The organism is Mesorhizobium sp. M1273 (assembly GCF_040318195.1).
In the GTDB taxonomy this organism is placed as follows: Bacteria; Pseudomonadota; Alphaproteobacteria; order Rhizobiales; family Rhizobiaceae; genus Mesorhizobium.
The window spans coordinates 95401-109457 of record NZ_JAMYLV010000012.1; the positions used below are offsets into that span (position 1 = coordinate 95401).

Consider the following 14057-nt stretch of genomic DNA (forward strand, 5'->3'; position numbering starts at 1 on the left):
TGCATAAAAACAGGACAAGCCGACGGGAGGTGCCGGCCAGCGAAAGATTGCGGCGCAATGCCGAAGCGATCGTCGAAACCCCTCGGCTAGCGAGGGAACAAAGGGAGGATAAGTGCATGAGCATTACGATGAGAAGGACAGTTCTGCGCTCGACCGTCGCGGCAGCCGCGATGGCGCTCGCCGCCGCACTCTCGACCTTGCCGGCGCAGGCGCTCGATGCCCAGTGGTGCAAGGATGTCCATATCCGTTTCTTCGTCGGCGGCGCCGAGGGCGATGCCTTCGGCACGATCGTCTATAATGGCGCGAAGCAGGCGGCGGCCGATCTCGGGCCGAAGGTCGACTACATCTTTTCCCAGTGGGATGTCGAGAAGATGGTGCAGCAATTGCGCGAGGCTGTCGCGGTCAAGCCCCAAGGCATCGCCATGATGGGCCACCCCGGCGACGCCGCGATCATGCCGCTGGCGGAACAGGCGCACAAGGACGGCATCAAGATGATGTACCAGAACGTGCCGGTGCCGACGGTCACGGCGGCGTTCGGCGGCGGCTATGTCGGTGCCCAGCAGGAGCAGCAGGGCCGCGCGCTTGGCGCCGAGGCGGTCAAGCTGGCCGGGCTCAAGGCCGGCGACAAGGCAATCATGATCGGCCCGTTCGAGAACGAGAGCCGCGGCGCGCGAGAACGCGGCACTGTCGCTGCCCTCAAGGAAGCGGGCGTCGAGGTCATACAGCTCTCCTCGCCACCGAGCGGCGAATGGGCTTCCGACCCCAATCTGGCCATTCCGGTGATCACCGCGGCACTGCTCAACAATCCCGACGTCAAGGCGGTTGGCTATCCCGGCGGACAGATGCTGGGCAACGTCCCGACTTACATGCAGGCGGCGGGCAGGAAGCCGGGCGATGTCTTCAACTTCGGCTTCGACACCAGCCCGCAGATCGTCGAGGGCTTCAAGGGCGGCTGGGTGCAGCTGACGGCCGACCAGCAGCCGTTCCTGCAGGGCTATCTGCCGATCCTCAGCCTCTGCCAGCAGGTTGTGCTGGGTCTCGCACCGATGAATGTCGATACCGGCGCCGGCTTCGTCACGCCGCAGAATTACGAGATCGTCGCCGAGCTCGCCAAGCAGGCGCTGCGTTGACCTCCCAAGCCGCCGGCCGGGATCGAGCCCGGCCGGCGGGACCGCCGGCGAAAAGGCCGGCACGCGAAAATCAAGCGAGGATCGCCATGGCCGAACGCATCATCGAACTGCGCGACATCACCAAGTCCTACGGCCAGGTCTATGCGCTGGGCGGGGTCAATCTCAGCGTCGATCGCGGCGAGGTGGTCGGCCTGATCGGCGACAATGGCGCCGGCAAGTCGACGCTGATCAAGATCCTGTCCGGCGTGGTCAAACCGACCAGCGGCGAGATTCTCGTCCGCGGCAAGCCGGTGACCGGATGGAGCCCTGCGCGCTCGCGCGACGCCGGTATCGAAACGGTGTTCCAGGACCGGGCGCTCGCCGTGCAGCAGACGATCGTACGCAATATCTTCATGGGCCGCGAACTCACCGGCTGGCTTGGCTGGCTGAAGGTCAACAAGGAGATCGCGGAGGCGAGCCGGCTGATGCGCGAGATCGGCTTCACCTCGAAAGTGTTCACGCCACAGTCGATCGTCGGCCAGCTCTCGGGCGGCGAACGGCAGGGCGTGGCGATCGCGCGGGCCATCTATAAGAAGGCGGAGCTGATAGTCCTCGACGAACCGACGACCGCGCTATCGCTGACCGAGACCGCCAAGGTCTTCCACTTCGTGCGCCAGGTGCGGGCGAGCGGTCGCTCGATCCTGTTCATCGGCCACAACATCCACCACGTCTTCGATATCGCCGATCGCTTCGTGGTGCTGGACCGCGGCAAGGTCGCGCTCAGCGCCGACCGCAGCGAGGTCAAATCGGCCGAGGACCTGATCAATTTCATGGAAGACGTCGCCCACCCCAGCGGATTGCCGGGGTTGCACGACGCGGGCGATGCGGAGAGGGCGGCACGATGAGCAAGACCATGGAACCCGATCTGCAGAGCCCCCTCGGCGGCACGCATAATGAGGCCGCCGGGAAAGAGTGGAGACACCCGTCCGACAACTGGCTGCGCGGGTTCATCCTCGACAACCGCGCCGCGCTCGGCACGCTTGCCGTGTTCATCGTCATGATGGCGGTGTTCATGATCGCCAACCCGATTGTGTTCACCACCTGGTATCTCTACAGCTCCGTACTCACCACGCTGCCGGTGGCGCTGTTCGTGGTGGTGCCGCTGGTCTTCGTCGTCACCTGCGGCGAGATCGACCTGTCGTTTCCGGCGACGATGGGCTTTGCCTCCTGGGTGTTTGCGCTGGTCGTGCAGGCTGGCTACGACCCGTTCCTCGGCATCGCCGCCGCAATCGTCACCGGCATGCTGCTCGGCTTCCTGGTCGGCTCGCTGGTCGTCTATGGCGGGCTGTCGTCGCTGATCGCCACGCTCGGCATGAATTTCCTGCTGCGCGGCCTGATCCAGATCATCAACGAGGGCAGGTCGACGGCGCTGACCGGCCTTGCCGACAGCTGGGCCTACAAGATCTTCTCCAGCCAGCTTTACGGCATTCCGGTGCAGATCTTCTGGGCCATCGGCTTCGTCGTGCTGTCGGCGCTGCTTTACAACCGCCATCGCTTCGGTGCCCAGGTCAAGGTGGTCGGCGACAATCCAGACAGCGCCCAGCAGATGGGTATCGACGTCAAGCGCGTGCGGGTGAAAGTGTTCGTCTTCGTCGGTATCGGCGCGGCGATCGCCGGCACCTTCTCGGTGATGATCAACTTCACCTGGTGGCCGACGGCGGGCGACGGATACCTGCTGCCGGTGCTGGCATCGGTGTTCGTCGGCGGCACCCCGACCTGGGGCGGCATCGGCACGGTTGTCGGCGGCGCGATCGGCGCGGTCACGGTCTCGTTCATCCAGACCGGCGTCGTCGCGGCAGGCCTGAGCGGCTTCTATGTCCAGTTCTTCAACGGCCTGATCATCATCCTGTCGCTGCTCGGCCATAAGTGGAACCAGGCGCGGTATCGCTAGCGCCCGGCGGCCTCACACCCCGGTGACAAACCCGTCCAGTACGCGTTTCTGGCCGGCTTTGTCGAAGTCGATGGTCAGCTTGTTGCCTTCGATGGCCGAGATGTTGCCGTTGCCGAATTTCTGGTGGAAGACGCGGTCGCCGACGCTGAAGGGGGACGGCGTGTCGGCGACGGATTTGGCGACCAGTTCGCCGTCGATGGTGCGCCCCTTGACCGAGGTACGGCCGGCGCCGTAGCCGGAGTCGGTTTCGCCATAGCCGATGCGCTCGACCTGGTGGCCGGAGCGCGTGCCCCAATTGCGGTCGGTCGCCTCGGTGCGGTTGGCTTGGGCGCGCTGCCAGCCCGGCGTCGCATAGGTGCTGGAGAAAGCGCCGGATTTTTCGGCGCCGTTATTGCCGCCTATGTTGTCGAAGCGCGATGCCCCATAAGGGTTCTGCCTGCCCGCCCCTTGGCCTCCACGACCGGAGGCGAACGAGCCGCCGCCATAGGCATTGCCGTAGCCGCCGTAGCTGTTGCCGCTCTCGGAAACTTCGACATGGGCTTCCGGCAGCTCGTCGAGGAAGCGCGACGGGATGGTCGACTGCCAGAGGCCGTGGATGCGGCGGTTGGAGACGAACCAGATGTGCAGGTTCTTCTTGGCGCGGGTCAAGCCGACATAGGCAAGCCGGCGCTCCTCCTCCAGCCCGGAGCGGCCACCCTCGTCGAGCGAGCGCTGGTGCGGAAAAAGACCTTCCTCCCAACCAGGGAGAAAAACGGTCTCGAATTCGAGGCCCTTGGCCGAATGCAGCGTCATGATGTTAACGGCGTCGAGCTCGGCGTTCTGCTCGGCGTCCATGACGAGTGCGACGTGTTCGAGGAAGGAGCGCAGCGATTCGTACTCCTCCATGGAGCGGATCAGTTCTTTTAAGTTCTCGAGCCGGCCGGGCGCTTCAACCGAGCGGTCGTTCTTCCACATGTCGGTGTAGCCGCTCTCCTCGAGAATGGTCTCGGCGAGCTCGGTGTGCGGCGTGGTTTCCAGCGCCTTCTGCCAGCGCTCGAAATTGGCCGATACCTCGCGCAGTGCGGCGCGCGGCTTCGGCTTCAACTCGTCGCTTTCGGCGAGTTTTGCCGCCGCCTCCAGCATCGGGATGCGCAGGGCGCGTGCGGTGTCGTGGATCTGGCGGATGGTGGCCTCGCCAAGGCCGCGCTTCGGCACGTTGACGATGCGCTCGAAGGCGAGGTCGTCGGCGCCTTGCGCGACGACGCGGAAGAAGGCCAGCGCATCGCGGATTTCGAGGCGCTCGTAGAAGCGCGGGCCGCCGATGACGCGGTAGTTGAGGCCGAGCGTGACGAAGCGGTCCTCGAATTCGCGCATCTGGAAGGAGGCGCGGACGAGGATCGCCATGTCGTTGAGATTGTGCTTCTGGCGCTGATAGGCCTCGATGGTCTCGCCGACGGCGCGGGCCTCCTCCTCGGAATCCCAGGCGGCGTGGACATGCACCTTCTCGTCGTCCTCGGCGATCTTTTCGGTGAACAGCGTCTTGCCGAAACGGCCCTCATTGTGGGCGATGAGGTGGGAGGCGGTGCCGAGGATGTGCGCGGTCGAGCGATAGTTGCGCTCCAGCCGGATGATGGTGGCGCCGGGGAAATCCTTGTCGAAGCGCAGGATGTTGTCGACCTCGGCGCCGCGCCAGCCATAGATCGACTGGTCGTCGTCGCCGACGCAGCAGATATTTACGGTGGACAGGCGCGGGCTTCCCTCCCCCTCGAGGGGAGGGTGGCCGGCCGAAGCCCGGTCGGGTGGGGTCCGTGCGGCAGTGCTCGACCTACCGGCGGCAGTGCTCGACGCTCTAGCGGTGCCTTCTGCGGCAACCCCCTCCGCCCGCTTCGCGGGCACCTCCCCCTCAAGGGGGGAGGATTGCGGCCGTTGTGCCAACAGCCGCAGCCACATGTACTGGGCGGTGTTGGTGTCCTGATATTCGTCGACGAGGATGTAGCGGAAGCGCTTATGGTATTCCTTCAGCACGTCCGGATTGGCGCGGAAGATGCGGATCGGGTGGCATAGGAGATCGCCGAAGTCGCAAGCGTTCAGCGTTTTCAGCCGCTCCTGATAGGCCTTATAGAGCTCGCGGCCCTTGCCGTTGGCGAAGGCACGGGCATCGCCCTCGGGGATGTCGGCGGGACCGAGGCCCTTGTTCTTCCAGCCGTCGATCATCTGGGCGAACTGCTTGGCCGGCCAGCGCTTGTCGTCCAGCCCTTCGGCCTGGATAAGCTGCTTGATCAGGCGCACCACGTCGTCGGTGTCGAGAATGGTGAAGTCGGATTTGAGCCCGGCCAGCTCGGCATGTCTGCGCAGCAGCTTCACTCCAATCGAGTGGAAGGTGCCGAGCCACGGCATGCCCTCGACATTGCCTTCGCCGATCAACAGGCCGATGCGCTGCTTCATCTCGCGCGCCGCCTTGTTGGTGAAGGTGACGGCGAGGATCTGCGAGGGGAAAGCCTTGCCGGTGGCAAGGATGTGGGCGATGCGGGTGGTCAGGACGCGCGTCTTGCCGGTGCCGGCGCCGGCCAGCACCAGCACCGGGCCTTCGGTGGTTTCCACCGCCAGCCGCTGCTCGGGGTTGAGGCCGTTGAGATAATCGGGCGCGTTGTTCTGGTTGCTGCGGGCAGCCATGGCGCGCGCGGCAATGCCCGACGGGGCCGCGGGCCGCGCGTTCGGTTCGTCAAAAAAGGGCATGTCTTCCGAAAAGCCGGACATCTCCCCCCGAATGTAGTGATTCGGCAGCGAAAGGCCAGAAGTGTCTCCGTTTTGTTCTCTGTCCAGTCGGTAGACTCACAATCTGAATGGGTCCGCTAACCAAAACGCCGGGCTTGCTGAGGGTCGGCACCGTAAAACGCCGAGCTTGCTTGACAGGGGAAGCGGGCCGGAGAAAGTTGCGTGGGGGCAGGAGCGCAATGCCGGGTTGCCCATGGACGCGTCGCGGAGCGCACCAGTCGAAGGAGCACCGTCTTGGCTGTGGTCATTACCTCCCTGATCCTTTTCCTCATCGGCCTGGCGGTTGGCGGCGGCGGCATCTGGCTCGTGACGCTGGGCGGCAGCTGGTACTACGTCATCGTCGGTCTAGCTTTCCTTGTCGCGGCCTGGCTGCTCTACAGGCGCAGATCCACGGCGCTGTGGCTCTACGCGGCGATCGTGCTCGGCACGCTCGCCTGGGCGGTCTGGGAGATTGGCTTCGACTGGTGGGAGCTCGGCCCGCGCGGCGGCATCATCGTGCTTGTCGCGCTATGGCTGTTGACGCCATGGGCGCGGCGCGGGCTTACCGGTCCCGACGGACGCGCGCCGCTTATCCTCGCCGTGCTGGCATCGCTTGCCGTCGCCGGCTATTCGATGACGACCGATCCAAAGGATATTGCGGGTGAACTCAACACCGACAAGGTGACGCCGACGGCCGATCTTGGCGGCAACGTGCCGGCTGGCGAATGGCACTATTACGGTCGCACGCAATATGGCCAGCGCTATTCGCCGCTCGACCAGATCACCGCTGAAAACGTTGCCAATCTGCAGCCGGCCTGGACCTACCGCACCGGCGACGTGAAAGGGCCCGACGACATCGGCGAGACGACCTATCAGGTGACGCCGCTAAAAATCGCCGACACGCTCTACATCTGCACGCCGCATAATTTCGCCATCGCCATCGATGCCGCGAGCGGCAAGGAGAAATGGCGGTTCGATCCGCAGGTCAAGCTCAACAAGGACCGCCAGCACCAGACCTGCCGCGGCGTGTCCTATTATGCCGATGCCAAGGTCGCCGCCGGCCAGCCCTGTGCCACACGCATCTACCTGCCGACATCCGACGCCCGGCTGATCGCGCTCGATGCGGCGAATGGCCAGGTCTGCCCGACTTTCGCCGAAGGCGGCACGCTGAACCTGCTCGCCAACATGCCATATCCGAAGCCGGGCTATTATTATTCGACCTCGGCGCCGCTGATCGTCGCCAACAAGATCATCGTCGGCGGCGCGGTCAACGACAATTATTCGACGCAGGAGCCGTCCGGGGTCATCCGTGCCTACGATGCCGACACCGGCGCGCTGTTGTGGAATTGGGATTCCGGCAATCCGGACCAGACGACGCCGCTGCCGCCGGACCAGACCTACACCAACAACTCGCCCAACATGTGGTCGACGGCAAGCGCCGACGAGAAGCTCGGCCTGCTTTATGTGCCGCTCGGCAACAAGACGCCGGACCAGCTCGGCGCCGGGCGCAGCGCCAATGACGAGAAATTCTCCTCGTCGATCACCGCGCTCGATCTCAACAGCGGACAATTGCGCTGGGTGCGGCAGACCGTGCACCACGATCTCTGGGACATGGACGTGCCGGCGCAGCCGACGCTGGTCGACATCACCACGGAAAGTGGCGTGGTGCCGGCGCTGGTCGGGCCGACCAAGCAGGGCGACCTCTATGTGCTCGACCGGCGCAGCGGCGAGCCGATCGTTCCGGTCAAGGAAGTGCCGGCACCGGGCGGCGCGATCGAGGGCGACCATACCTCGCCGACGCAGCCGGTCTCGGATCTCAGCTTCAGTCCGAAACCGCTGACCGGTGCCGACATGTGGGGCATTACCATGTTCGACCAGCTGGCCTGCCGGATCGAGCTCCGGAAGTTGCGCTATGAGGGCCGCTACACGCCGCCGTCGCTGCAAGGCTCACTGATCTATCCCGGCAATTTCGGCACCTTCAACTGGGGCGGCGTGGCAGTCGATCCGGTCCGGCAGGTGATGTTCGGCATGCCGACATACCTGGCGTTCATCTCCAAGCTGGTGCCGCGCGCCGACGTGCCGCCGCCCGGTGACACCAAGGGCAGCGAACAAGGCCTGAACCGCAATGACGGTGCGCCTTACGCAGTGATATTGAAGCCGTTCCTGTCGCCGCTCGGCATTCCCTGCCAGGCGCCGCCCTGGGGCTATGTGGCGGGTGCCGACCTTCGGACCGGCAAGATCGTCTACAAGCATCGCAACGGCACCGTCTACGACATGACGCCGCTGCCGCTGCCGTTCAAGGTCGGCGTGCCCGGCATTGGCGGGCCGATGATCACTGCCGGCGGCGTCGCCTTCCTCGGTGCGGCGGTCGACGACTATGTGCGCGCCTATGACCTGACGACCGGCAAACAGCTCTGGCAGGCGCGGCTGCCGGCCGGCGGGCAGTCGACACCGATGACCTACACGGTAGCCGACGGACGCCAGTTGGTCGTCATCGTTGCCGGCGGCCACGGCTCGGTCGGTACCAAGCCGGGCGACTATGTGATGGCCTATACGCTGCCGAAATAGAGAAGTTCCTTCAGAGCCCGAGATGCCCTTTCAGGTCGGGTACCGATGCAAGTACCTCACTGGTCAGCTGCGGGCCGGCGGCTGTCTCGGCCTGCTGGACCAGCATCGTGCCGGCCTGGCTGATCTGAGCGAGCGTGAGGCCTGATGCCTTGAGTATGGCGACGCCGTTGATCAGCGCGCCGGTCTTTTCGCCGAGAGCGCCGCCGAGCGCGCCCTCCAGCGAGGACAGGAGGCCACCACCGGAAGCCGCGCCGGGAGCCATGACATCATATTGCTTGGCCAGGGCGTCGGCTCCCGGGATTTTGGCAAAGAAGCTGGACAGAGTCGTGCCTTCCGCCTCGTGTTCGAGCACCGAGAAAATCGTGCCGGCGACCTTTTCCGTCAAAGCCTGGTTGAGACCGGATTTCTGGGAGACGGTGTTGATGATGTCCTGAACGTCCATGACCTTTCCTCAGGCTTTGGTGTTTGCGGGCGGGTGCCGGTTGGCGCGGATCTTGATCAACGATCGTTTGAAGGCGGTGAAGGCAGTGAACCGCAGCGCCAGCAAAGCCATAGCGGCGAGGGCGAACCCACTTGCCAGAAGCGGGGAGGGAAAGGTCATGGGCGTGTTCCTTCGTCGTCAATCAGGCATTCTTTTCCCGCCAAATGGCCATTGTCGTTCGCCAAATGGCCCGAGTGAGGCATAGCCCGGTAACTTCTTTTTACATTGTGGTGCGTGCATTTAGCATTGCCACAAAGGACCAAAATTTAACGACAGTGGGGCTAGCGGCATCACGGCCCTCGTGCAGGGACTTATGGCAGCCTCACTCAGCCGTGACTGGACCAGGCAAGCTTCGGCTCTATGTTGCCGCGGGGGGCGCCGACGAGAAGCGCGCCATGACAACACCTGCCGAACCCACCGCCGCCGAGCCTGTCATTACCCAGGCGATGATCGATGCCTATGACGAATACACGCACCTGACGCTCGACCGGCGGCGCTTCATGGAGCAATTGACCAGGCTTGCCGGATCGGGTGCGGCAGCTGCCGCGATCGCGCCGCTGCTGGCGGCGAACTCGGCCCAGGCGGCAATCGTGGCGGAAGACGATCCGCGTGTGAAAGGTAAGGACATCAGCTCTCCCGGCAGCGCCGGCGAGATGAAGGGCTATCTGGTCAGGCCGGCGGACCAGACCGGCAAGCTTGGCACCGTCATCGTGGTGCACGAGAACAGGGGTCTCAACCCGCATATTCGCGATGTGGCGCGGCGCGTGGCGCTGGAAGGGTTCGTGGCGCTTGCGCCGGACTTCATGACACCGCTCGGCGGCACGCCGGACGATGAAAACAGGGCACGTGACCTGTTTTCCCAGCTCGATCCAGCACAGGTCGCCGCCAATGCCGTGGCAACCGTCGCCTACCTCAAAGGCTACAAGGACGGCAACGGCAAGGTCGGCGCCGTCGGCTTCTGCTGGGGCGGCGGCACGGTGAACATGCTGGCCGTCAACGCGCCGGACCTCGCCGCCGCCGTCGCCTATTACGGCATGCAGCCACAGGCCGAGGACGTGCCGAAGATCAAGGCCGCGCTCATGCTGCATTATGCCGGGCTCGACACCCGCACCAATGCCGGCATCGATGCCTTCAAGAAGGCACTCGACGCGGATCATGTCGAATACTCGGTCTATGTCTATGAAGGCGCCAACCATGCCTTCAACAACGACACGTCGGCGGCCCGCTATGACAAGAAGGCGGCTGACCTCGCCTGGGGCAGGACGATCGCTTTCCTCAAGGAGAAACTGGCCTGATCAGTCCGGCGCCGGCTTATGGAACGCCACGCCGGCCACCACCAGGGCGATGCCAAGGCAGTCGGTGAGGCTCGGCACCTGCCGTAGCACGATGACGCCGATCAACGTTGCGGTGACCGGCAGCAATGACAGCATCAGCGCGAAGCTGGAGCGCGGCAGCCTCGACATGGCAAGCTGGTCGCAAATATAGGGAATGACCGACGAGCAGATGCCGACGCCGACCCCCGCAAGCAGCAGCGGCGGCGCCGAGAAAGCCGGCAGAGCATCGGCGAAACCGATCGGCAGAACGACGAGAAGGGCGACCGCCATGGCGGCACCCAGCCCGGCGATGCCGTCACCAGCGCCGGCGCGCGCGACGCGGTGGCCAAGAACGATGTAGCCAACGAACAGCGTGCCGTTGAGGAAGGCCCAGAACAGGCCGACGGGATCGCTCGACCATTTGACGTCGATCAGCAACAGGGTGCCGGCGACAGCGATTGCGAGGGCGGCGAGATTGCGCGGGCTTCTGAGACCAACAAGCGCGACGCCGATCGTGCCGACGAATTCGATCGCTGCCACCAGCGAGATCGGCAGCCGATCGAGCGCCAGGTAGAAAGAACAGTTCATCACGCCAAGGCAGGCGCCGAAGGCCACAAGCAGCAACTGCGTCGAGCGATCGGCGCGGGCGAAGACCGCCCACGGTCGGGTCAGCGGGGCAAAGACGAGCGCCGCGGTGGCAATGCGCAGCCACGCCATGCCGAGCACGCCGACATGCGGGAACAGCAGCACCGCGAAGGCCGGTCCGAGATAGTGGAACACGGCGCTGACGCCGAACCAGAGATGCGGCGGGACCGCGTTTGCCAAGATAAAGGCGGGGCCGGCGAGTGCCGGACTTGCTGCGGGGGCTTGCGTCCGATCTTGCATGGGATCAGTATCGCAGGCGATTTTTGCCATTGATATGGATAATGGCCGGGCATTTCGGCCATTTCCTTTCCGAAAGAAAGGAGCATTCCGCTGAAACGCCTTCGAAATGAAAATAGCGATCTGGATCCGGCGGACCTGAAAATCCTGCGCCTGCTGGAAAAGGACGCGCGCACCAGCACCGCCGAACTGGCGCGGTCGGTCGGCCTGTCGGCGCCGAGCGTGGCCGAGCGCATCAAGCGGCTGCAGGAGAGCGGCGTGATCGAGGCCTACACGGTGCGCATCAATCCGGCCGCGCTCGGCATGAAATTGTCGGCGTGGCTGCGGATCAGGCCGGTGCCGGGCCAGCTCGCTGTCGTGGCCGAAATCATCCGCGACCTACCGGAAATCGCCCAATGCGACCGGGTCGCCGGTGAAGACTGTTTCATCGCGCTGGCGCATGTCGCCTCGGTGGCCGAGCTCGAGCGGGTGATCGACCGGATCATTCCGTTCGCGATGACCAATACGGCGATCATCCAGTCGTCGCCGGTGGTGCCGCGATCGCCGCTGGGTGCGGTGAAGCGCCAGCCTTGACACTTGGGATCGTTCGTCAGCACATCATCAGAAATGCAAACCGGACGGCCGGTCTGTTTTTTCCCCCACCGTTCAGGCGTGGCCGCGTTTCATCCGCGCCTGCTTCAGGATGGCGCGCCAGCGGATCATGGCGAAGGGGATCGGCTCGTTGTTGTTGGCGATGTGGAAGATCTCGTTATTGAGGTTCTTCAGCGAGCGCCAGAAATCATAGTCGGTGATGCGTGGATCAGCCGCCAGCCTGTCCGCCTCGACCTTGATATCGGTTTTCATGCACGTTCCCCGAACCGCTGCTGCTCCGCCGCCCGTATCGCAATTCGATGCGGACGGTTTTCCAACGCCGCGCTGAGTCGTTCAACGTCTCAATTCGGCTTGTTCACGTTAAAACCTCGGTAAGGTTAACGGCGGTTGGACCGTGGTTCAAGCCTGCTTACGACGAATCCCGATCGAGCGGCCGGCGCGCTCCGGCATCGGCAGGGCGGCGTGGGCGGCGCGCATCGCTTCCACCCGGGCCAGGACGTCGGCGGGGAAGGGCGCGACCTTCGGGCCAGCCATGTCGACGTGCAGCGACAGCGTTTCGGATGTGGCGGCGAGCCACCCGTCGACATGACGGATTTCCTGATAGGCCCTCAGCCGCTTCTCGTCATGGTCCAGCAGCTGGAACGAAACCGTGACCTTGTGGTCGAGATGCAACTCCTGGACGTAGCAGACATGGACTTCCGCCGTGTAGATGGTCAGCCGTCGTTCTTTCACGTAATCCGGCCCCATCCCCATCATCTCGAAGGCTTCGTCGGAGCAACGATCGAAAAGCACGTTGTAGTAGGCCATGTTGAGATGGCCGTTGTAGTCGATCCAGGCCTCCTCGATGTCCGTGGCGCGGGAGACGAAAGGGGCGGGGATGGGCATCGGAAACTTCCTTCTCGTCATGCCGGGATGAGCGTGGACTGGACAGAGCGTGGTTGGTGAGACTACGCATCCGTAGATGCAGAACAAGGGTGGACGCTGGTCCATTCGCGGAGGAATCGATGGCTCTAAGCGACCTCAATCCGGTCGAGCGCAACGAAGAAGGCATTGCCGCCGTACTCGGCATCCTCAAGCAGCGGCTCGGCGAGCGATTCCAGACCGGCCAGGCGATCCGGGCCCAGCACGCGCACACCACGACCTATATTCCGACGCAGGCGCCGGACGGCGTCGCCTTTGCCGAGACGACGGAGGAGGTGCAGGAGATCGTGCGCGCATGCGCGGCGCATCGCGTGCCGGTGATCGCCTTCGGCGTCGGCTCCTCGCTGGAAGGCCACACCAATGCGCCGGGCGGCGGCATCTCGCTCGATACGTCACGCATGAACCGCATCATTGCAGTCAATCCGCAGGACCTCGACTGCACCGTCGAGCCCGGCGTGACGCGCGAGGATCTGAACCGGCACCTGCGCGACACCGGCCTGTTCTTTCCGATCGACCCGGGTGCCAATGCCTCGCTCGGCGGCATGGCTGCGACACGAGCGTCGGGCACCAACGCGGTGCGCTACGGCACGATGCGCGAGAACGTCCTGTCGCTGACGGCGGTGATGGCCGATGGCGAGGCAGTGACGACCGGCAAGCGCGCCAAGAAGAGCTCGGCCGGCTATGATCTGACGCGGCTGCTGATCGGTTCGGAAGGCACGCTTGGCATCATCACCCAGCTGACCTTGAAGCTGCAGGGCATTCCACAGGCGATTTCAGGCGGCGTCTGCCCGTTTCCCAGCCTCGAGGCGGCGTGCAACGCGGTGATCGCGACCATCCAGATGGGCATTCCGGTGGCGCGCATAGAATTGGTCAACGCGCTGCAGATGCGGGCGATGAAGACCTATTCGAAGCTCGACTATCCGGAGAGCCCGTGCCTGTTCGTCGAGTTCCACGGCAGCGATGCCAGTGTCGCCGAACAGGCCGAGACCTTCGGCATGATCGCCGAGGAAAATAGCGGCGGTCCGTTCCTGTGGACCAGCGTCGCCGAAGAGCGGACAAAATTGTGGAAAGCCCGGCACGATGCCTACTGGTCGTCGCTGACGCTACGGCCGGGCGCCAAGGGCCTGTCGACCGATGTCTGTGTGCCGATCTCGCGCTTTGCCGAATGCGTCACCGAGACCGAGGCGGATATCGCCGAGATGGGCCTGATCGCGCCGATCGTCGGCCATGCCGGCGACGGCAATTTCCATGTGCTGGTGCTGATGGACGTGGACGACCCGAAAGAGATCGCATTGGCCGAAAAATTCGTGGCGCGGCTCAATTTGCGCGCCATCGCCATGGACGGCACCTGCACCGGCGAGCATGGCATAGGGCAGGGCAAGATCGGCTTCCTGCGGCATGAGCTCGGCCATGGCGTCGACATCATGCGCACGATCAAGCAGGCGCTCGACCCGCTGAACATCATGAACCCGGGGAAGATACTGCCGGGAAAGGACTGACATCAGGCC

13 protein-coding genes are annotated in these 14057 nt (G+C 64.4%); 7 read left to right on the forward strand and 6 right to left on the reverse strand.

Annotated features, from left to right (window positions below; all coding sequences use genetic code 11):
- Nucleotides 1-116: 116 nt before the first annotated feature.
- From NKH30_RS15280 to NKH30_RS15290, 3 genes are all read left to right on the forward strand, one after another.
- The gene (locus NKH30_RS15280; RefSeq protein WP_352996034.1) at nt 117-1130 is read left to right on the forward strand and encodes a substrate-binding domain-containing protein; all 1014 of its coding nucleotides are present in this window, start codon (nt 117-119) and stop codon (nt 1128-1130) included.
- Nucleotides 1131-1216: 86 nt separating this feature from the next.
- Entirely contained in the window at nt 1217-2014 is a 798-nt protein-coding gene (locus NKH30_RS15285) for an ATP-binding cassette domain-containing protein (RefSeq protein ID WP_352996036.1), read from the forward strand.
- A complete protein-coding gene (locus NKH30_RS15290; protein ID WP_352450091.1) occupies nt 2011-3060 on the forward strand; it encodes an ABC transporter permease in 1050 nt (349 codons plus the stop codon). The genes NKH30_RS15285 and NKH30_RS15290 overlap by 4 nt, the downstream gene beginning before the upstream one ends.
- Nucleotides 3061-3072: 12 nt before the next feature.
- Here the strand turns inward: NKH30_RS15290 and NKH30_RS15295 are convergent, their stop codons facing one another.
- Nucleotides 3073-5796 (reverse strand): ATP-dependent helicase, encoded by a 2724-nt coding sequence (locus tag NKH30_RS15295; RefSeq protein WP_352996038.1) that lies wholly within the window; start codon nt 5794-5796, stop codon nt 3073-3075.
- 252 nt (nt 5797-6048) lie between these two features.
- On the opposite strand from NKH30_RS15295, the gene NKH30_RS15300 reads away from it, so the two are divergent.
- Nucleotides 6049-8361 carry a glucose/quinate/shikimate family membrane-bound PQQ-dependent dehydrogenase gene (locus tag NKH30_RS15300; RefSeq protein WP_352767781.1) on the forward strand — a complete coding sequence of 771 codons (2313 nt, stop codon included), beginning with the start codon at nt 6049-6051 and terminating at the stop codon, nt 8359-8361.
- 10 nt (nt 8362-8371) lie between these two features.
- Here the strand turns inward: NKH30_RS15300 and NKH30_RS15305 are convergent, their stop codons facing one another.
- Nucleotides 8372-8803, reverse strand: a complete 432-nt coding sequence (locus tag NKH30_RS15305; RefSeq protein WP_352614313.1) for a hypothetical protein — start codon at nt 8801-8803, stop codon at nt 8372-8374.
- Nucleotides 8804-8812: 9 nt separating this feature from the next.
- Nucleotides 8813-8962 (reverse strand): hypothetical protein, encoded by a 150-nt coding sequence (locus tag NKH30_RS15310; protein WP_023676719.1) that lies wholly within the window; start codon nt 8960-8962, stop codon nt 8813-8815.
- 275 nt (nt 8963-9237) lie between these two features.
- Between NKH30_RS15310 and NKH30_RS15315 the strand changes: the two genes are divergently transcribed.
- Nucleotides 9238-10137, forward strand: a complete 900-nt coding sequence (locus tag NKH30_RS15315) for a dienelactone hydrolase family protein (protein ID WP_352996039.1) — start codon at nt 9238-9240, stop codon at nt 10135-10137.
- Here the strand turns inward: NKH30_RS15315 and NKH30_RS15320 are convergent, their stop codons facing one another.
- On the reverse strand, nt 10138-11040 hold the full coding sequence (locus NKH30_RS15320) for an EamA family transporter (RefSeq protein WP_352996041.1): 903 nt from the start codon (nt 11038-11040) through the stop codon (nt 10138-10140).
- Nucleotides 11041-11130: 90 nt separating this feature from the next.
- On the opposite strand from NKH30_RS15320, the gene NKH30_RS15325 reads away from it, so the two are divergent.
- Nucleotides 11131-11610 carry an Lrp/AsnC family transcriptional regulator gene (locus tag NKH30_RS15325; protein WP_352996092.1) on the forward strand — a complete coding sequence of 160 codons (480 nt, stop codon included), beginning with the start codon at nt 11131-11133 and terminating at the stop codon, nt 11608-11610.
- Nucleotides 11611-11682: 72 nt separating this feature from the next.
- On the opposite strand, the gene NKH30_RS15330 is transcribed toward NKH30_RS15325, so the two are convergent.
- Together NKH30_RS15330 and NKH30_RS15335 are read right to left on the reverse strand one after the other, a co-directional pair.
- Nucleotides 11683-11880, reverse strand: a complete 198-nt coding sequence (locus NKH30_RS15330) for a hypothetical protein (protein ID WP_023676715.1) — start codon at nt 11878-11880, stop codon at nt 11683-11685.
- Between the two features lie 147 nt (nt 11881-12027).
- Nucleotides 12028-12513 carry a thioesterase family protein gene (locus tag NKH30_RS15335; protein ID WP_352996043.1) on the reverse strand — a complete coding sequence of 162 codons (486 nt, stop codon included), beginning with the start codon at nt 12511-12513 and terminating at the stop codon, nt 12028-12030.
- A gap of 119 nt (nt 12514-12632) precedes the next feature.
- Here NKH30_RS15335 and NKH30_RS15340 point away from each other — a divergent pair, with 119 nt between their 5' ends.
- On the forward strand, nt 12633-14048 hold the full coding sequence (locus NKH30_RS15340) for an FAD-binding oxidoreductase (protein WP_352978198.1): 1416 nt from the start codon (nt 12633-12635) through the stop codon (nt 14046-14048).
- Nucleotides 14049-14057 lie beyond the last annotated feature (9 nt).

Bases quoted from the DNA above. Each gene is read 5' to 3' on its own strand.
- NKH30_RS15280 (WP_352996034.1), top strand. From the start codon at position 117: ATGAGCATTACGATGAGAAGGACAGTTCTGCGCTCGACCGTCGCGGCA.
- NKH30_RS15285 (WP_352996036.1), top strand. From the start codon at position 1,217: ATGGCCGAACGCATCATCGAACTGCGCGACATCACCAAGTCCTACGGC.
- NKH30_RS15290 (WP_352450091.1), top strand. From the start codon at position 2,011: ATGAGCAAGACCATGGAACCCGATCTGCAGAGCCCCCTCGGCGGCACG.
- NKH30_RS15295 (WP_352996038.1), bottom strand. From the start codon at position 5,796: ATGTCCGGCTTTTCGGAAGACATGCCCTTTTTTGACGAACCGAACGCG.
- NKH30_RS15305 (WP_352614313.1), bottom strand. From the start codon at position 8,803: ATGGACGTTCAGGACATCATCAACACCGTCTCCCAGAAATCCGGTCTC.
- NKH30_RS15310 (WP_023676719.1), bottom strand. From the start codon at position 8,962: ATGACCTTTCCCTCCCCGCTTCTGGCAAGTGGGTTCGCCCTCGCCGCT.
- NKH30_RS15315 (WP_352996039.1), top strand. From the start codon at position 9,238: ATGACAACACCTGCCGAACCCACCGCCGCCGAGCCTGTCATTACCCAG.
- NKH30_RS15320 (WP_352996041.1), bottom strand. From the start codon at position 11,040: ATGCAAGATCGGACGCAAGCCCCCGCAGCAAGTCCGGCACTCGCCGGC.
- NKH30_RS15330 (WP_023676715.1), bottom strand. From the start codon at position 11,880: ATGAAAACCGATATCAAGGTCGAGGCGGACAGGCTGGCGGCTGATCCA.
- NKH30_RS15335 (WP_352996043.1), bottom strand. From the start codon at position 12,513: ATGCCCATCCCCGCCCCTTTCGTCTCCCGCGCCACGGACATCGAGGAG.
- NKH30_RS15340 (WP_352978198.1), top strand. From the start codon at position 12,633: ATGGCTCTAAGCGACCTCAATCCGGTCGAGCGCAACGAAGAAGGCATT.